General features: G+C 43.3%; 15 protein-coding genes and 1 other RNA gene. 5 read left to right on the top strand and 11 right to left on the bottom strand.

What is annotated here, in order from left to right:
- Positions 1-52 precede the first annotated feature (52 nt).
- From yejB to ffs, 8 genes are all read right to left on the bottom strand, one after another.
- The gene (gene yejB / locus QL982_RS03810) at positions 53-1,123 is read right to left on the bottom strand and encodes a microcin C ABC transporter permease YejB (protein WP_290161456.1); all 1,071 of its coding nucleotides are present in this window, start codon (positions 1,121-1,123) and stop codon (positions 53-55) included.
- A 103-nt stretch (positions 1,124-1,226) separates the two neighbouring features.
- A complete protein-coding gene (gene gloB / locus QL982_RS03805; protein WP_290161458.1) occupies positions 1,227-2,006 on the bottom strand; it encodes a hydroxyacylglutathione hydrolase in 780 nt (259 codons plus the stop codon).
- Between the two features lie 304 nt (positions 2,007-2,310).
- Complete coding sequence (locus QL982_RS03800; protein WP_290161542.1) at positions 2,311-4,143, bottom strand: extracellular solute-binding protein; 1,833 nt, start codon at positions 4,141-4,143, stop codon at positions 2,311-2,313.
- 308 nt (positions 4,144-4,451) lie between these two features.
- Positions 4,452-5,588: a 3-phosphoserine/phosphohydroxythreonine transaminase gene (serC, locus tag QL982_RS03795; RefSeq protein WP_290161460.1), complete on the bottom strand. Its 1,137-nt coding sequence runs from the start codon at positions 5,586-5,588 to the stop codon at positions 4,452-4,454.
- A 92-nt stretch (positions 5,589-5,680) separates the two neighbouring features.
- Positions 5,681-6,574, bottom strand: a complete 894-nt coding sequence (locus QL982_RS03790; protein WP_290161462.1) for a DNA polymerase III subunit psi — start codon at positions 6,572-6,574, stop codon at positions 5,681-5,683.
- A 110-nt stretch (positions 6,575-6,684) separates the two neighbouring features.
- Positions 6,685-9,684, bottom strand: a complete 3,000-nt coding sequence (locus QL982_RS03785) for a M48 family metalloprotease (RefSeq protein WP_290190168.1) — start codon at positions 9,682-9,684, stop codon at positions 6,685-6,687.
- 13 nt (positions 9,685-9,697) lie between these two features.
- The gene (locus QL982_RS03780; RefSeq protein ID WP_290161466.1) at positions 9,698-10,294 is read right to left on the bottom strand and encodes a LemA family protein; all 597 of its coding nucleotides are present in this window, start codon (positions 10,292-10,294) and stop codon (positions 9,698-9,700) included.
- A 360-nt stretch (positions 10,295-10,654) separates the two neighbouring features.
- Positions 10,655-10,751, bottom strand: an RNA gene (ffs, locus tag QL982_RS03775) — signal recognition particle sRNA small type.
- A gap of 255 nt (positions 10,752-11,006) precedes the next feature.
- Between ffs and QL982_RS03770 the strand changes: the two genes are divergently transcribed.
- Positions 11,007-11,720: an SIMPL domain-containing protein gene (locus tag QL982_RS03770; RefSeq protein ID WP_290161468.1), complete on the top strand. Its 714-nt coding sequence runs from the start codon at positions 11,007-11,009 to the stop codon at positions 11,718-11,720.
- Positions 11,721-11,964: 244 nt separating this feature from the next.
- Here the strand turns inward: QL982_RS03770 and QL982_RS03765 are convergent, their stop codons facing one another.
- Positions 11,965-12,753 (bottom strand): DUF4124 domain-containing protein, encoded by a 789-nt coding sequence (locus QL982_RS03765; RefSeq protein ID WP_290161470.1) that lies wholly within the window; start codon positions 12,751-12,753, stop codon positions 11,965-11,967.
- Positions 12,754-13,125: 372 nt separating this feature from the next.
- Entirely contained in the window at positions 13,126-14,535 is a 1,410-nt protein-coding gene (gene glnA, locus QL982_RS03760; protein ID WP_290161472.1) for a type I glutamate--ammonia ligase, read from the bottom strand.
- A gap of 908 nt (positions 14,536-15,443) precedes the next feature.
- Between glnA and QL982_RS03755 the strand changes: the two genes are divergently transcribed.
- The 4 genes from QL982_RS03755 (at position 15,444) to QL982_RS03740 (ending at position 19,328) form a co-directional block, all read left to right on the top strand.
- Positions 15,444-16,067: an aminodeoxychorismate/anthranilate synthase component II gene (locus QL982_RS03755; protein ID WP_290161474.1), complete on the top strand. Its 624-nt coding sequence runs from the start codon at positions 15,444-15,446 to the stop codon at positions 16,065-16,067.
- 82 nt (positions 16,068-16,149) lie between these two features.
- Positions 16,150-17,271: an anthranilate phosphoribosyltransferase gene (trpD, locus tag QL982_RS03750; protein WP_290161475.1), complete on the top strand. Its 1,122-nt coding sequence runs from the start codon at positions 16,150-16,152 to the stop codon at positions 17,269-17,271.
- Positions 17,272-17,344: 73 nt separating this feature from the next.
- Positions 17,345-18,214, top strand: a complete 870-nt coding sequence (trpC, locus tag QL982_RS03745) for an indole-3-glycerol phosphate synthase TrpC (RefSeq protein WP_290161477.1) — start codon at positions 17,345-17,347, stop codon at positions 18,212-18,214.
- 382 nt (positions 18,215-18,596) lie between these two features.
- Positions 18,597-19,328 carry a Smr/MutS family protein gene (locus QL982_RS03740; protein ID WP_290161479.1) on the top strand — a complete coding sequence of 244 codons (732 nt, stop codon included), beginning with the start codon at positions 18,597-18,599 and terminating at the stop codon, positions 19,326-19,328.
- 119 nt (positions 19,329-19,447) lie between these two features.
- On the opposite strand, the gene QL982_RS03735 is transcribed toward QL982_RS03740, so the two are convergent.
- On the bottom strand, positions 19,448-19,669 hold the full coding sequence (locus QL982_RS03735) for a transposase (protein WP_290190173.1): 222 nt from the start codon (positions 19,667-19,669) through the stop codon (positions 19,448-19,450).
- Between the last annotated feature and the right edge of the window lie 33 nt (positions 19,670-19,702).

Below are 19,702 nucleotides of genomic sequence, written 5' to 3'. Positions count from 1 at the left end.
TCTGGTTCGCTATTAATAGGACTGCTCTTTGATGAAGGTTGATTATTTGACATTAGCGCCCCTCAAAATCAATACGAGGATCAATTAAGTGATAACTTAAATCACTGATTAATTGCAGCAGCAGCCCCACTAAGGTAAAGATAAATAGCGTGCCAAATATCACTGGATAATCGCGTTGTTGAATGGCTTCAAAACCTAGCAAGCCCAAACCATCAAGTTTAAAGATAATCTCAATCAAAAAGTTACCCGCAAAGAAAATACCAACAATAGCAGCTGGGATACCTGCAATGATAATCAACATTGCATTGCGAAACACATGTCCGTATAGCACTTGACGCTCACCTAAGCCTTTAGCGCGAGCGGTCAGTACATACTGCTTGCCCAATTCCTCTAAAAAGCTGAATTTTGTCAGATAAGTCAAGCCTGCAAAACCGCCTACAGTACTCGCCAGCAACGGTAATGCCAAATGCCAAAAATAATCTTTCACTTTACCAAGCGTGCTTAGTTGATCGAAATTTTCGGACGTCAGCCCTTGCAGTGGAAAGATATTCCAATAGCTGCCACCTGCAAAGAAAACCAATAAAATCACTGCAAAGACAAACACAGGTATCGCATGTCCGATCGCTAGCAACATAGCTGTGGCTTTATCAATGCCTGAGCCATGATGCATCGCTTTATAGACACCCAGTGGAATAGCTATCATATAGATGAGCAGCGTACTCCACAGTCCAAGCGATATCGAGACTGGTAACTTCTCTATGATAAGTTCTGTCACCGATTGCCCTTTAAAAAACGACTCACCAAAATCTAGCTGAGCATAGTTTTTTAGCATGAGCCAAAATCGCTCTGGGGCAGATTTATCAAAACCATATTGGGCATTGATTGCAGCGACCATCTCCTCAGAGAGACCGCGCGTTCCTTGATAAGTGCTGTCGTTGCCACCTGCACTGCCTGCGCCGATATTACCGCCAAGCGCATTATCTTTTGCGCCCTGCTCGATAAGTGCCAGCTGCTGCTCAACAGGCCCGCCAGGTGCTGCTTGTACGATTACAAAGTTGGCAAGCAAGATCAAAAATAGTGTCGGCAATATCAGTAGTAGTCTTTTTAAGATATAACGACCCATAATGGCGACTTCCTAAATAAAGAGAGAGGGCAATGACGTTCAGCAGCGAATTGTGGTGTATTAAATAGGTGCTTGAAAGCAAGCTACTTGTTAAAAACTTACTTTAAAAGTTGTTTTTCAGCTCACGTAACGCTGCAAATACCGTTAATGACTTCTCATCGTCGATAGGCATTTTGGATTTCACCCCTGCAATCACACTCGGCTCTTGTGTGCGTAAGAAGACATTTACCATACGCTCATGCTCTAAGGTCACAGGTAATGTCGGCATATCCTGTGCGGTTTGCGCCTCTGCTCGTGCTAAGGCTTGCTGCATCGCCTCACTATCAGGCTCAATAGACAGACCAAAACGCAGATTGCTGGCCGTATATTCGTGCGCAGGATATAGCAGTGTCTCGTCTGGCAATCCATTCAAGCGCTTGAAGCTCTCATGCAATTGCTCAATCGTACCAGTGAAAACACGCCCGCAACCTGCACTAAACAAAGTATCACCGCAGAAGCAATGCTTTTGCCCATCGATATCTAAGATATAGGCCATATGGCTAGCGGTATGCCCTGATACATCCCAGACTTGCGCAGAGCAGCCCCACGCGCTTACCGTGCTACCATCTTTGATAGTTTGATCTTCATCGACGCTATGCTCACTATGCGCAACCAGATGAGTCATCGGATACGATTCCTGTAACTCTGCGACGCCGCCGATATGATCATGATGATGGTGAGTCGTCCAAATCGAGGTTAGCTCAAGCTCATGCGTCTCTAGATAATCAATGACCGGCTGGGCTTGACCTGGATCAATGACAATCGCTTGCTTATTATTTTCATTGATCAATGTCCAGATATAGTTATCGCTAAATGCTTTGATTGGGTGAATACGGATACTCATGTTAAATCCTTACCGGTAGTTATTTTTGTTACGTGTTATCTTGAGTTATCTAGGGCGTGTTCTCAATTCAATCGAGTGTCCTCTAAATGGGCTAAAAACAGCTAAATTTTGCCAAACATCGTCAAATAGTTGGTCAATATCTCGATATTATCTGCACTATTTTCCTCGTTTGACGGCAATTTGTCTCATTTTTATCACCATTTTTAAAATGAGGACACGCCCTAATCTAACTGTTATTTGATAGCAACAGCATATATGCTCAGCTGTCCGTTGTTATCGGGTCAAACCCTGTAGTAAACACTGTTTACTGTTTTAAATATTTATTGATACGCCCTTCTGCCTCTTTATCGACCCACCAGTAATCGATACCAACAGCATTGGTCGGTAGTTTTTCGGTATGGCGATATTGATCCCAGTAAGCGACATTGGTGCCAGACTTGCCGTATAGCGGCACGACATAATGACCTGCGCGCAATAACCGATCTAGTACCTGTGTATACAGTACAATCTCATCACGATTTTTAGCATTACCAAGGGCAGCAACGACTTTATCGACGGCTGCATTCTTGATACCAGCACTGTTATGATTACCCGGCTCGTCAGCAGCAGCGCTACCCCAGAATGCCGCTTGCTCAGCACCAGGAGAGAGACTTTGGGCAAATACATCCACGACCATATCATAATCGAAACGGCGCATACGCTCATAATATTGCGGCCCATCGACTTGGCGCAATGTTGCATCAAATCCCAAGCGTTTTAGATTGCGTATATAAGGCAACAATACACGGCCCATGGTCTCGCCTGTCATCAAAATCTCAATCTGGGCAAGCGATCCATCAGGCTGATATAGTTTCATATTCTCATAATAAAACCCAGCCTCTAACAATAGCTTACGCGCTTCTAATAACCCTTGACGATTAAAGCCGTTCCCATCGCTGGTGGGTAGCTGCCACTCTGCTAATGTCGCTTTACGCTGAATCGGTTCGAGCTCAGACAATAAAGGCGTCAATACCTGCATCTCTGCATCAGATGGCGTACCCGTTGCTGCTAGCTCTGAGCCATGAAAAAAGCTCTGCAAGCGCTCGTACTGCCCATGAAATAGAGTCTTATTCATCCATTCAAAATCATAAGCAGCCGTTAATGCTTGACGAACTTTAATATCCTGAAAGAGTGGCCGACGCATATTCATCACCAGACCTTGCATCGGTACTGGGTTTTTACTGGTTATCGTCTCTTTTTGGATAAGCCCTGCTTTTGCTGCAGGAAAAGTATAACCGCTGACCCAGTTCGATGCTTTTTTTTCGGGGCGAAAACGATATTGACCAGACTTAAACCCTTCAAAGGAAATCTCATCGCTCTGATAATAAACAAATTTGATCCTATCAAAATTGTAACGACCACGATTGACCATCAGATCACGGCCCCAGTAATTGGGATCACGTATATAGCTCACCGAACGGCCCGCATCAACGCGGCCTAACTTATAAGGCCCACTACCCATCAATGGAGTCAGACTGATTTTTTCAAAATTGCTATCAATGGAAGATTTGGCAAAAATAGGAAATTGCCCAACGGTTAGCAAGATTTCTTTGTTTTCAGTAGACGCAAAGACAAACTTTACTTGCTGATCATCAATGATTTGAATGTCTTTGATATCGCCCAAATAACTGCGAATATACATAGGGCCTTTATTCAATATCGCCTCATAAGTCGCTTTGACATCGCGGCTGGTCACTGGTGTTCCATCCCAAAATCGAGCGGCTGGATTGAGGTGATATATAATCCAGCTGGTATCCTCTGGATCATACGTTACCTTGCTTGCTAGCTGCGGATACATGGTAAATGCTTCGTTCAATGAACCAGTCATCAAGGTATCATACAGATAGTCAGTGCCAATCATGGCCACACCAGTGGTCATCCATTTATTGGCACTGTTGAACGTACCGCGAGCATCTAGAGAGAGCGTGCCCCCTGATGGCGCTTTTGGATTGGCATAGGGCATGTATGGCGCGCTGATATACTCAGTAGAGCTATTGTGACCAAGCGCTGTTGTCGTGATGGGTGCAGCAATACTGCTCGATATCCAGCTGACGGTAACGGTTAGCAAAACAGCTTTTAACAGGGCATTTTTTATTATCATGACGTTATAACAAACCTCTATGCTAACCAATATAAATATCAAAACGTAAAGCCTGACAGCAAAACAGCTTTATAGCAAAATTTTATCATAACAAACTTAGGTTTTTTAACCTAATGGTTTGCCGTGGATATGACTTAATGGTGATAGCATTAAATCATATCCACGGCAAACCATTATTACTACGCGCTAGCATGACCAAACTGTCTGTTTATAAATATAAAAAAGGCGCAACCATGATTAGTTACGCCTTTCTTGATGTACATTTTATATAGCAAGACTTTATACGCTAGCAGTTATTATCTTGCTTACGCGTGCTTTTTTTCAAAAGCAATCATAAAGTCAACCAGCTGCTGTACCCACTCAAGTGGTACGGCATTATAAATACTAGCTCGCATACCGCCTACATCACGATGGCCTTTTAGATTTAATAAGCCAGCTTTTTCTGACTCTTCTAAAAATACTTTATCGAGGCTGCTGTCTGCTAAAGTAAACGGCACGTTCATGATAGAACGATGTTTAATAGCTACTGGATTATTATAAAAACTGCTGTCATCAATCGTTTTATAAAGTAAGTCGGCTTTTTGCTGATTGATTTTACCCATAGCAGCCACACCGCCCTGCTCTTCCAACCAATCAAACACTAGCCCAGCTAAGTACCAAGAATACGTCGCTGGCGTGTTTGACATAGATTCTTTGTCAGCTTGGTGCTCATAGTTTAGCAGCATAGGGCACCATTCACTTGCTTGCCCCATCAAATCATCACGGATGATGACAATGACCAGACCTGCAGGACCGATGTTTTTCTGTGCACCCGCGTAGATCATGCCAAATTTAGACACGTCTATCGGCTGTGACAAGATACAAGATGACATATCAGCAATGATTGGTGCATCTACTTGTGGTGGCTCAAATATCTGTAGACCATGAATGGTTTCATTGGCACAGTAATGAAAATAAGCGGCGTCTTCACTGATATTCCAATCGCTTTGCGCTGGTACGTCAGTAAAATTATTCTCTTTGCCAGTCGCAACTAAGTTAATCTCGCCCAAACCCAACGCTTCATAGCGCTTGGCTTCTTTGATCGCTTTACCTGACCATGCACCTGTCGTCAAATAGTCACCGCGTCCACCATTTAGCAGGTTTAATGGAATCGCAGAAAACTGCAAACTAGCACCGCCTTGCAAAAACAGCACTTTATAGTTGTCAGGTATCTCCATAAGCGTGCGTAGCTTAGCTTCTGCTTTTTCAGTAATCGCCATATACTCTTTGCTACGATGGCTGACTTCCATGACCGACAGGCCGCGACCTTGCCAATCAAGCAATTCGCTCTGCGCACGCTCTAATACGGCTGTTGGCATCGTAGCAGGACCCGCACAAAAATTTGGCAGGCGATGCGGTGTGGTAGGAGTGGCAGTTGCTGATGAGGTTGGGTTTGTAGACATAATCACCGTCCTAGATATGATGAAATAAAAGGATGTTTTTTATTTCAGTTTGTTGATAAAGGCATTTGTATCACTGTTGGTTTTAATACAACTCAATGAGATATCTGCTCCCATAGCTGACGTTTAGCATCACTATCTACGAGCATTTCTTCTAATGTTGGCACAGTGGTCAGATTGGGATGTTGAAGGCCGTCAGGTAACGCCGTTAGTGCGGCAACTTGTATCTCTTCGCTCCGGCCAATTCGAAATATATATCCAGCAAGACTGGCATTGGCAAGCTCAGCAGTATCCATGCCGTTACAGATCGGGAATGAGGTTGTCTCGCAGCTGATTGATAGCGCTTGAGTGATGTTTTGCCACAGTTTTTGACTGTCGCTATTGAGCGCTTGAATATCAACCAATATTACCCAGTCACCGTAACGCCCACCCTGCAGGTCAAATGGTACTACTTTTTTTAAGCTATCATCATTTATGCTGTTATCACTAGTACTTTTCGGAAAATTACTCTGCGCAAATGAATGTTGCTCAACAGGTGCATTCGTAGAGGTTGCTACAGTTTGGTTCGATACAGTACTTGGGATGTCATGGTAGTTAGACCCAGCACTTGAACTAACAGTATTCGAATCAACGGAATCAAAACTATAAGTAACAGGGCTTTGCTCATTGGCCGTCTGTTCACCAATAGCTTGCGAATCAGTATCATACTCATCGACAGCATAGTCGCTAGTATTATAGTCATTGACATCATAATCACTGATCGGCTGATCGGCTATATCTGCAAATTCAGCGCTCGTTGACTCATGATTTGTAGGTCTGATGTCAGTAGAGTCAGTGTTTGATGGCTTAACCGAAACTGTCGCAATGTCCGCCATATTGATGGTCTGTGACGCGGGCTGCACCCATTGATTGATACCCATCATCGCTAGAATTTGGCGTTGCTGCACACGGCGCTGCAATACAATTAGCGGGTCTTGGGTATCACTCATACGACTTTACTATCCTGATTATCTTATCTATATTATTTATAGATGGGTTTGTGGTTTTGGCCGCTCTCATTGAGTATACGTCGTACTATCAATTACTAAATACATACCCATCAAAAAAGCTGTCGCTTGCCTAGCCAATGCTCTGCCATTGTCATCAAACAATCGTATTCATCTTGGCTGATTATCGTATCGTGTAACATCATGGTGTGCAACGTACTTAGCCATTGGCGATACTCATGATGGGCAGGCCGAACCGTATCGTCGTCATTATAATCTATTTGGCTGCTATCCTGTTGTCTCTCTCGATAATTATCAGTGTTTTGAGCGTCTATTAAAGGCTTGGTTGTACCGTTGATAAAAACAGGCACCGCAGCCATAACCGCCAGTAGTTGAATGCCATTCAAATGTTGTGCAGTCAATAACAACCACTGCAAATTAACATCACTCACTGTCACGAGATCAACGTCAATTAAGCGAGCATGACGTCTCAGATCTACAATATAATGCGCCACACTCTCATTACCTTCACTCAACATCAACCGATCGTGCATTGAGGTCATCTGGCCTTTGGCATCTTTTGACAATCGATAAGCCAGCAAAATGATAATCGATACTTGAGCCGCACTAAGACCCGTAAATACCTGCCGTGAAGGATCTAGTTGCGCGCAGATATCCGCCATACCAGTTTTCAACATTTGTAGCCAGCGAGCCTGTGTGTCTGTATCGTGCAAAACCTCAGACAATATCGGTAGCAATTGCTGTAAATGTAACGCTTGCCATAATGACAGTATTGGCGAGTACTGTAGCGCTAACGCTGTCGAATTATCTAAGGAAGGTGCTGCCACGTGAGCATGATTGCTAGATGCTTTTTGAACTGATAAATCCTGAGCAAAGCTTTTGGTTAGGTCTGATGTCAGCTGCTGACTGAACAGCTCAAACATGCCTTGCTGATAACGCAATAACATCGTACGGCATTTTTCTTGCTGTGTGTAGTGCTGATGACTGTCGTGACTGTGATCGCGGTCACTTTTGCGCTTTAAGTGTTCGATCGATATTTCAGATAAATCATGTCGGCGCAGCCGTTTTAAGGCAAATATAATCAAAGCGCTGTCTAAACGTCTATCAAGACGGGACACTATCGTCAGTAGCTGATGGTCTATCGTATGCGGTAGTATTTGCTCATTGCGTGTCGTGTCAGCTTCGACAGCAGTCACCTCACACCAAATATCTGTCAAATCATACGTTGCAGCCGTTGATAATGGGCGACTCTGATGACAAAGCATGACAGACTCGAGCAAGGCTTGCGCGCCTAAAGGGTGATGACAGTGATTGAGTAGGTATTGGGGTAATGAGATTTTTTGAATATCACTGACTTCGATTAATGTGTTTTCTGGTAAATCAGGGTCAAGTTTGGCCTGCCATGGCGTTAACAGCTGGTAAGTACCTATATCTTCGGCCTGTACCTGCAACCGTCCATCAATCACCACATCGGCTTCTACGGTAAACTCTAAACCAATATCGGTTTCCAATTCGCTGTTACTTTTGCTAGGACTGTCGCTCGTAGAAAAAGCAGGCGTTTTTCCCCCAACTGTATGGTCAGGATAACCAATCACACTGTTATCAGATGGACAGTCGTCATCATTATCAGTGTTTTTATTAATCGATGAGGCTGTGGGTGCTTGAAATACTGATGGTCGATGTTTGCTTTTTTCTGGTACGTCTTCGCTTAGGCTATTTCCTGTTATCGCTCCCCAGTCGCCTAAGCGGCGCTGCCGATATATTTCTTTGATTTTTTGCTGATTTATTCGTTTTTCCTTAGCGACTTGTACGGCAAATGTATGATGGGCCTCAGTATTGATGGCACTCATACGCTCAGTCAAGCTGGGATGAGTGGCAAACCATGAAACATCGCCCAAATCTGTACCGCTACTGGCAAAGAAAAAATGGCTGAGTCCATTGATATCAGCAATACCAGATAAGCGAGAGCCAAGCGAATCTTGATGAATGGCTTTTAAAGTTTCTATAATCGCAGGCGTACGTGTTAACTGAACACTGGTTGCATCAGCGAGCAGCTCACGCTCACGGTTAAAACTGTGCTTAATCAGCTGCGCGCTTGCCATACTAGAGAAGCTCAAGCCATGCAGCAGCAATGTCCAGATACTACGCGGGGCTTGACGATCTATTACAGGTGGGGGTTGTACCCACTTGGACTGATGCTTGGCTGAGGATTGTTGCTGTTGTGACTGTTGTTGCCAGTAGGTCACCCACTCACTGTGCGTGGTAAAACTGGCCGTTTGCGCCTCTGTATTGCGTGCAAGCGTATCCACTTGCCTCTGTGATAGAGGTGTATTGGAGGTAATGCTATTATCAAAGTAGCGATGATTGGAGATGGGATCACTCCAGTCATATAGCATTTGCAAGCCTGCCAATATCACCATCAGCTGTAAATTAAAGGTGGCATCGCCATGCAATATATGACCATACTCATGACCAATGAGCCCGTATAGCGCCTCATCAGACAGTTTATCTAGCGCGCCTTGGGTAACGACGAGCACCATATCTTGGCTGTGACGACCAGCGACAAAGCCATTGATACCTTGTTCATCAGGCAATACATATAAAATCGGTGTGCGCAAACCCGCTGCAATCGCTAACTGCTGGGCAATTTCATAATATCGACGATAGACTGGTGGAAAATCACGCTCATCACGCACCGCTATATGACGTGAGCTATAGCGAACCTTCTCTTCAGCTTCGTGTTGATGCGCAACTCCATGACTGTGCTGCCATGGTTGTTGACTGTTATCAATAAACAGTCTGACCGCCCCTACTCGCTGAGCAATAGCGCGCCCCCCCGCTCTCAAGCGTCGATACTCTAAAAAACTCCCGCCAACGAAACTACCCAGCGTCAAGATAATGACCAGAACCAACACCCAGTGATACACACCACCTGTAAATACAGCCAGCAGTACAGACATGACCGCCAGTCCTACCGCCATATGAGCAAGCACGATCAGGAAAAACAGTCCATAAAGTAATAGACTGCGCCGCGTACGTATTCGCTGTTCACCGAAAAAATCCATCAGAATAGACTGCCTAGAGTTCGCCAAATTTATCTAAACCTCAGCCCATATTGACAATCGGTGCTTGAGCAATGGCTTCTCTGTCTTCGAACACCAACGGACTGAGCGCACGAAAACCAAAGGTCGTACTAACGAGGTTATTGGGGAATATTTCGCGGTCGTTATTATAAAACATCACGCTATCATTATAATGCTGACGCGCAAAACCGATGCGATTTTCCGTATTGGTTAGTTCGTCCATGAGCTCTTTGATCATACTATCGGCTTTTAACTCTGGGTAGGCTTCGACGACAGCGGAAAATTGACTCAACGCCTTAGACAACATACCTTCTGCTTTTGCAAACAGCGCCATATGTTCTAGCGAGTCTGGCTGATGCTTATTGGAATCTTGCAAGCTTTGGGCATGATTACGCGCACTAACGACGCGAGTCAGCGTTTCTTCTTCATGGGTTAAATAACGCTTGGCGGTTTCGACCAAATTTGGAATCAAATCATGGCGGCGCTTCAACTGTACATCTATTTGAGCAAAGCCATTTTTTGCTTGGTTACGTGCCCGTACCAACTTATTAAATATAGAGACACCAAATACAACTACTAGCACCACAAATGCAATAAACAGCCAAACAAACATTTTCATAAAAAAACCCCAAAGTGTCTAGATCATGTCCTCATTTTAAAAATAGTGAGAAAAATTGCCATCCAACGAGGAAAATAGTGCCGAGCATATCGAGATATTAACCACATTTTTGACGCTACGTGGCAAAATCTTGCTATCTTTAGTCCAGTTAGATGATGAGCAATTGAATTGAGGACATATCCTAAAATATTAATAAAAGTTAATACATTGTATTTTAACCCATCTTAATCAATCTTAGGGCAAAATCAAACAAAATACAGGCCAAAAAAAAGCCCTTCATAATTAAGGGCTTAGCATATCAAATAGGTATTTCTAATCAACAATCTATACAATCATCAAATTTTAGGCAAAAAAAAGCGACTCCATCAGCACATCCTCGGCACACATTGTGACTAATACCGTTGCTACCTTCCGGTCCTGGCGGGGTTCATAGAACAATGTTGCGAGGCTACCAATGGAGCCACTGGTTGCAAATTATACAAGGATTTTCAGAAATTACAACCCCTATCTCAAAACTGTTTGTTTTGGGACAAAAATATTCTGTAACTTGGGTCACAAAACTATTACAGCAATACTACTAAATTTTGCTATTTTAATGAACGAAGCTGAATACCTCTTTTTACTCAACAAATAAAAGGTACCGCTTTTCATCTATAAATGAGCTTTAACACTATTCATTTATGTATTTTGAGAATGAACTTAGGAGATAATAATGAAAAACACTTTACTCAATAAAGCAGCACTGGCTTCTGGTACGGTTTGTCTGATGACAGCAATGATGGGTAGCGCCCATGCAGAACCTACAGGCTATAATCAACTGACGTTTCAAACAGAAACAAAAGAAGAAATTCAAAATGATGAAGTACGAGCCAGCTTATATAAAAAAGCACAGTCAACGGATTCTAAGACGCTGGCCGCTATGCTCAATACCTCAACCAATAATGCCATGAAAATCGCCAAGCGCTACCCTAGCGTGACCGTGAGTACAGGGCAACAACGCACCTATCCACGCTACGACAAAAACAATAAAATTATTGGTTGGACAGGTCAGGCAAACATAGATTTAAAAAGCACAGATTTCTCAGCAACCAGCCAGCTCATTGCTGATTTACAAGAAACCTTGGTCATGGACAATCTAAACTTTGGTGTCTCAGATACCAAAAGAGATGCGCTAGAGCAGAAGTTGATGACCGAAGCCTCTCGCGCTTTTCAGCAACAAGCTAAGAGCCTCACTCGCGCTTGGGATGCCAGTGGCTATCGTGTCATCACTGTCAATCTAAACACTGGTAGCAACTACCCACGCCCAATGTATAGCGCCATGAGCATGAAGTCAGACTCACTTGAATCAGTACCAAGCCAAAGCTTCGAGTCTGGCAACAGCACCATTTCAGTGACCGCAAATGGTACGATCGAGCTATCTAAGTAGCTGAATCAACTGATGTCTTTAAGATATTAAAACCTTTCCACAAACCAAAACATCAACAAAAAAAGAGGCGCTCACTTGTCATAGTGAGCGCCTCTTTTTTTAGCGTCTGTTGAACATTCAAATGTGGTGCAATTTTCGCAATCAGTAGCCCTAATATTTGAATGTTCAACAGATCCTAGACGATTAAAAAACATTAAATACAATATTCGACTGCTTAAACCCTTTGGCTACTATTTTATTCAGCTCATTGAACAAAAGCATTGTTAGTCACAGGCTGGCTGCTTTGTGGCTTTTTCGCATCGCTGTCTTTTCTGCGCATTTTTAATTTCACTTTTTCATACCAAGGCAAATTTTTATAAGCCAATAGCTGTTGCGCGATTTTCTTATTATTTTGCAATGTTGTATTGTTCTGAATCACATGGACGGTACGCTCTGCCTGCTTGGTTGCCTGCCCTTTTTCATTTGTCAGCACTGCTTTCACACTGTGCGATCCTGGTAAAATATCTATCGTTGCAATCGAGGCGCTAAGACCTTGCGCGACCTCATTACCATCTAAGTAAATCGTCACACTATCACCAGCTTGTAGCGCTGGCTTGACTTGCACATTGATATCAATACTTTGGGCTGGACGACGATAAGCACGCTCTTCATTGGGTTCAGTAATCGCAAGCTGATAATCAACTGGTGGTTTGACCGCAGCGCTATTTTTAGCGTCAGCAGTTGCTGTCGCACTGTCGCTTTCACTATCACTCACTTGGCTCGGCTGACTGCCTTCCTTGCCATTATTACTTGAGCTAAATGTGTCACTTCTAGTCATCACGCTGGTCTGAGTGACTTGCTTGCCAGCCTGCTGCTCATAATTCTGTGGGCGATCGGTAAAGGTGACTTGACCCGTCTTTTCGTCAATAACTTTATAGATAGGCGCGGCATTTGCCAAAGGCGCGTAGAGACTGGCTGTACTAATAATCATCGTAGCCAATAATCCTAGCCCTAAATCACCTTTTGAAAAAATTGGTTTTGAGAGTAAAGTCATGATTCATTAACCTATTAATATAATTTTATAAAAACTATTATGCGTTACTTTTGACGTGAAATCAGTATTGATTTCAAAGAATCTTTGCCAATCAAGCTAGGGTGTGTTTAATTTTGATAAATAGGCTAGGCACTGTTGATCGCTGCATTTTATCAAATGCTATAGTTGATTCAGTTTAAAAGAGATACAAGGCAACTGAATGCAGATGTATATGTCATACTTCAAGTGAGGTTAACGCTGTCACTCTTTTATAGAGGATTGATTATATATTCCAGACAAAGCGTAAAACGATGGTAAAGGCATAAAAAAACCAGCTAAGAATAACTTAGCTGGTTTTTATGACTCAAAATAACTGAGTGCTTTAGCGACTAATTAGCAGCTGTAGTACATGTCAAATTCAACAGGATGTACAGTTACGTTCAGACGTTGTACTTCTTCTTCTTTCAAAGCGATAAACGCTTCTAGCATGTCTTCAGTGAACACATCGCCTTTTAATAAGAAGTCATGATCGTCACGCAATGCTTGTAGTGCGACATCTAAGCTCTCTGCAACCGTTGGGATTTGCGCTTCTTCTTCTGGTGGCAAGTCATACAAGTTTTTATCCGCAGCTTCGCCTGGATGCATTTTGTTTTGGATACCGTCAAGGCCAGCCATCAACAATGCAGCAAATGCTAAGTAAGGGTTGGCTGTTGGATCAGGGAAACGGGCTTCTACACGTACCGCTTTAGGGCTGCTCACGTGTGGAATACGGATAGACGCTGAACGGTTAGATGCTGAATAAGCAAGTTTAATAGGCGCTTCATAATGTGGTACTAGGCGCTTATAACTGTTGGTCGATGGGTTGGTAATCGCGTTCAAAGCACGAGCATGCTTGATGATACCACCAATGAAATACAAGGCTGTTTCAGACAGACCCGCATACTCATCACCAGAGAATGTGTTTACGCCATCTTTAGAAATTGATACATGCACATGCATACCTGAACCATTATCACCAACGATTGGCTTAGGCATAAAGGTGGCTGTTTTTCCAAACTGATGTGCAACGTTATGAACCACGTATTTCAATTGCTGAACTTCATCTGCTTTACGTACCATCGTGTTGAATGCTACACCGATTTCAGACTGGCAAGACGCAACTTCATGGTGATGCACTTCTACGCTACCTTCACCAATGATTTCTTCGATACGTTCACACATAACAGCACGCATATCGTGTGAGCTATCGATTGGTGGTACTGGGAAATAGCCGCCTTTTACACGTGGGCGATGCGCCATGTTGCCCCACTCATAAGTCTCATTAGTCGACCATGCTGCTTCTTCAGCCGTGATTTTGTGACTAACGCCAGACATATCGACTGACCATTTAACATCATCAAATACAAAGAATTCAGGCTCAGGACCGAAGTAAGCCGTATCACCAATGCCCGTAGATTTTAAGTATTCTTCAGCACGGCGCGCGATAGAACGTGGGTCACGATCATAGCCTTGTAGGGTTGACGGCTCAATAATATCGCAGGTAACAACCACAGTCACCGCATCAAAGAACGGGTCAAGAAAAGCCGTTTCTGGATCAGGACGCAAGATCATATCTGACGCTTCAATACCCTTCCAACCAGCGATAGAGGAGCCATCAAACATTTTGCCATCTTCCATGACATCTTCGTCAACGCTGTGCGCTGGAAAGCTGATGTGCTGCTCTTTGCCGCGTGTATCAGTAAAGCGAAAGTCAACCCATTTAGCATTAGAGGATTGGATAAGATCTAATAGTTTATTCGACATAAATAGTCTCCGTTGTGTTGATCACGTGATTGCGATTTAAAATTATTAATATGGCTTTCTTGTTCAAGAATGTCAGATGTGCTTTTTTATACTAAAACAGCGCATTCGATATTATGCTTATTATCAGCACTATTTGGCGTATTAGTCAAGATACTCATCTAAGGCGTTTGCTCAATCAGACCAATCATTACGTGAGTGATCCAAAATACGCCAAGTCAATCCTAACCACATTCTAGCAATATAAAACTCATAATGCTGAACTCTTCAAGCACTTACTGATAATTATTTTCAGATCCGTTTTTTGGGATCATAAATAATCATAACAGCCATATAGCAAAGGCTATGCCAATATATTGCCACGCCCATCGTGAGTAAAGTTAAGAACATGACTTATTATCAATTATTACAGTACCTTATACCTTTTAAATCTTTATATAAATAGTTATGTTCAGCCAATTATATTTTTCTACCGCACCGACTCAAAGCACTAATCAGGAACCAATCGCACCGAATCAGTGCAGATTCAAATATACTAACGTTTCAACTGTTCTTTTTTGGTGCAACGCTAATGATTGAATGTATAGCACTGTCCATAACGATCAAGTCATAGCAATCAATTTATAGCGGCCAAATCATAATGGTCATGCCGCCTAAATCAGCACGATAAAAAATAGGTTTTTATTCAGCGCTAATACTTCTAACGATGCTTGGTAAGATTTAACCATGTTAAAACCACTAAATGCATCAAGATGCTAATTGATGGCACGCCCTACCCTAGGTCGCCTATACCCTACATTTGATAGAAAGCAAAATAATGGTAAGATAACGACAGGTAATAGTTACCGTTAATAGCAGTCGCAAAATATCTTATGTTAAAAATATAATAAAACTGATAAGTTGAAACCTTAATGATTTTGATGATCGATAATTACGATAGCTTTACGTACAATATCGTACAGTACTTCGGTGAATTAAAGCAGGACATCACTGTCTGGCGCAACGATCAGGCCAGCATTGAGCAGATTCAAACCCTTGCACCTGATGTGATCGTAATCGGCCCAGGCCCCTGCGACCCTGACCGTGCTGGTATTTCGCTAGCGGTCATCGAGACATTCAAAGGCATTATTCCCATATTGGGCATTTGCTTGGGGCACCAAGCCATCGGTCAAGCATTTGGTGGACAAGTGGTCAAAGCGGGTGAAGTCATGCACGGTCGACTGTCAGCCATTTACCATAACAGTCAGGGCGTGTTTGCTGGACTACCGAATCCCTCGCAAGTCACGCGTTATCATTCGCTCGTCATTGATAAGCATAGCCTACCAGATTGCCTTGAGCTGACCGCATGGACACAGCATATCGATGGCAGTATCGAGGAAATCATGGGTATCCGTCATAAAGAGCTAGCGATAGAAGGTGTCCAGTTCCATCCTGAGTCAATCTTGAGCGAAGCGGGCTATCATTTGCTCAATAACTTTTTACAGACTTATGGCTTGGCGACCTTAGCATCAGATGAGCTGCCACAAGTCGGTTAGTTTTGACTCAAGTCACTGAAACGTGACACTCTATTCCAAATCATATATATCCATATAAAAAATAACCATTAGAGAGACCATCATGAGTACGATAAAAATAGAAGAAACTCACACCCCAGAGAGTATTGAAAAACTGTCTGATGCAGATATTCATAAGTTATTGACGGCATCGTTAGAAAGAATTTTTCAACACATTGATTTGACCTTTGATGAGATGTATCAAGTGATGCTGATCATCATGCAAGGCAGATGTAGCGACGCCATGATGGGGGCTATCTTGACTGGCTTGCGCATGAAAGGTGAATCCATCGACGAGATCACCGCATCAGCCAGTGCCATGCGCGCATTGGCAGCCAATATCGAACCAAAAAACTGTGATTACTTGGTCGATATCGTCGGTACTGGCGGCGATGGTGCTAACTTGTTCAACGTCTCGACTGCGTCAGCGATAGTCGCTGCTGCCGCTGGGGCACAAGTGGCAAAGCATGGCAATCGCGGCGTTTCGACCAAATCTGGCAGCTCAGACCTACTTGAACAAGCAGGCATCAGTCTTGCGCTCACACCTGCACAAGCACAAGACTGTATCGAAAACCAAGGTATTGGGTTTTTGTTTGCACCCAATCACCACAGCGCCATGCGTTATGCCAACCCTATACGCCGTGAGCTAAAATCGCGTACCATCTTTAATATTTTAGGCCCATTGACCAACCCCGCTGGCACGCCCAACCTAGTAATTGGCGTGTTTACCGCGCAGCTGTGCGAGCCGATCGCAAAGGTTATGAAAAACTTAGGCGCACGTCATGTCATGGTTGTGGGCGCAAAAGATGGTCTGGATGAAATCAGCCTTGCCACGTCGACCACAGTCGCTGAATTAAAAGATGGTGAAATCTCTATTTATGAGATGATGCCAGAAGATGCTGGCATCGAATCCCAAACCCTTATCGGTCTTGATGTCGACTCTCCGGCACAAAGCCTTGAGCTGATTCGTGCGGCCTTATCAGGCTCCGATACCCATGACCGTGCTGTGCTAAAAGCTCGTGACATGATTGCATTGAATGCAGGCGCGGCGATATACACCGCAGGACTTGCCAGCAACTATCCTAATGGCGTCAGCCGAGCACAAAAAATCATCCAAAATGGCGATGCATTACTCAAACTTGAGGCTTTGGCCAACTACACACAGCAATTAGTGGCTCAGGGTTAACTTATAAACACTCATATGGTGCAAACTTTACCACCACTGTCTATAGTCAAAGAAGTCTAAAACGGATACCAGCATGAACACAACTCACTCAGACATACCTTCAGTATTACAGCGTATTGTCGCAACCAAAGTAGAAGAAGTGAAAGCCGCGCGTGAGATGCTTTCTCTTGAGGATTTACAAGCGCAAGTCGCAGCTGATAATAAACCACGCCGAGGCTTTGCTGCCGCTTTACGAGCGGCCAGTACGAACAAAAACAGTGTCGGTATCATTGCGGAAATTAAAAAAGCATCGCCGTCTAAAGGCATCATCAATCATAACTTTGCACCAGCATTATTTGCCCAGCAATATGAGCAAGCTGGTGCCAGTTGTTTATCAGTATTGACCGATCGTGATTATTTTCAAGGTGATGACAGCTACCTTCTTCAAGCGGCTAATGCCGCTAGCCTACCGATATTGCGCAAAGATTTTATGGTAGATGTATACCAAATCTATCAATCTTATCTAATGGGTGCAGACTGCATCCTACTTATCATGGCTTGCCTTGATGACACGCAAGTACACGAGTTGCATGCACTGAGTATCGAGTTAGGTATGGATGTATTGATAGAGATACATACCAAATCTGAGCTTGATCGCGCACTAACATTGCCACGCTCAGCGCACAATATTTATGGCATTAATAATCGCGACTTAAATACTTTTGACGTCGACCTGCAAACCACACTCGATCTAAAAAATATTTTGATCGAAGCATTAGCGGTAGACAACACAACCCTTAAACCGCTTGTCGTTACCGAAAGTGGTATTCATAGTAGTGATGATATTCGTTTGATGTTAAGTCATGATATTCAGCACTTTTTAATCGGTGAGCAGTTTATGAAAACCGATCATCCAGGGCAGGCGTTACAATCCTTACTTGCGGGCGTCGCAGCAGACGAGTAAAGTAACCAAAATAGATTAGACTACGATACGACTCGTAAGCTTATATTAGGGTCTGTTGAACATTCAAATGTGGTGCTGGCAGTCACTATTTTTTAGGCAATATGCAGTGAAATTTTTGACGCCTAGTCATTCTAGGTTAAACAATTTCGCCATATATTGGCAAAAAATAGTACTGCCCTGAAAGGCTGATGCTAAAATCACCCCAAACGTTGTTGCAAACCTAGCTAAGGTCTCGACATTATCGTCGACTTGCGCCTAGTTTGGTGCAATTTTAGCAATCAGCAGCCCTAATATTTGAATGTTCAACAGACCCTAGTATAAAACCAGCGACGATATAGACTATTAAGTCATTCATTCATCAACCAACGATACATTAACTTTTATGTCAAATTCTCTGTTTTCAAAAGAAATGCAAGACCAACTTAAAGAGCTAAAAGGCCAACTAAGCAAAGGGCGTGATACCACGTCACCTGAAGGTGAGGATCAAAAACCAACTGAACCTGTGTCATTACCCACGCAAAAACAAGTCAATAAGACTGTTAAGCAAATGAACAGCGAACATATCGATGATGATAAAGTGCTGTTTATGCAAGCCATGCATGGTGTCGATCAGCTCGAAGATAAAAACGTCCGCTCACCTGCAAACGCAGCAAAAGCGGGCAAACCTGATGCGACCACACTGTCTAAACGTGCGGCTGCTCAAGGTAGTGAAGCCAGTGACTTGGGCGCAGGCTTGTCAGATATGCAAGCACTGCTCAATCCTGTGGCTGCTGAAGCATTTTTATCGTACAAACAGCCAACCTTGCAAAACAAGATCTTTGATCAACTTAAGAAAGGCAAGCTACGTTGGTATGATGCTGTAGATATTCATGGTTGCACGATAGAAGAAGCTCGCGATGCCATGACGCAATTACTGAGTCAAGCGAAGCAGAAAAATGAGACGATGGTAAAAATAGTCCATGGTAAAGGCTCTGAGGCCATTCTAAAAACGTGTGTGAATGGTTGGTTACGTCAATTACCAGAAGTACTAGCTTTCTGCTCTGCCCCGCCTAAAGATGGCGGTAATGGTGCTGTATTAGTATTGCTCAAAAAACCTAAAGCAGATGGCGAATAATTATTATTGTCAGTGAACATAAAATCACGCTAAATAAAAAGGACTGCAAATAGCAGTCCTTTTTTATATAAGTAACTTGTCTATTTCTATAGTAGCAAGCTGTAGGCACAAAGCTATAGTCAAGGCAAAGTAAAGCAATCACAGATCCAAAGAAAATAAAAGAACAGCGTATCTATACAATCTATTTGCCAATCCTTACGTTTTCTTTTCACCCAAGCCCACATCTGCTCGATAGGATTTAGGTCTGGACTATATGGAGGCAGCCATAAAATAGTATGTCCTGCCTCTTCAAGAAGTACTTTGGTATCAAGCCGTTTGTGGAAGGTTGTACTCGAGCACAGCTCTCCCCTTGCGCTCGGGCAAAGCAGTGCTTT

Source organism: Psychrobacter sp. 5A.1, from assembly GCF_030407455.1.
Lineage (GTDB): Bacteria > Pseudomonadota > Gammaproteobacteria > Pseudomonadales > Moraxellaceae > Psychrobacter.
Note: the sequence above shows the minus strand (reverse complement) of the source record. Positions and strands in the feature narration are given on the sequence as shown.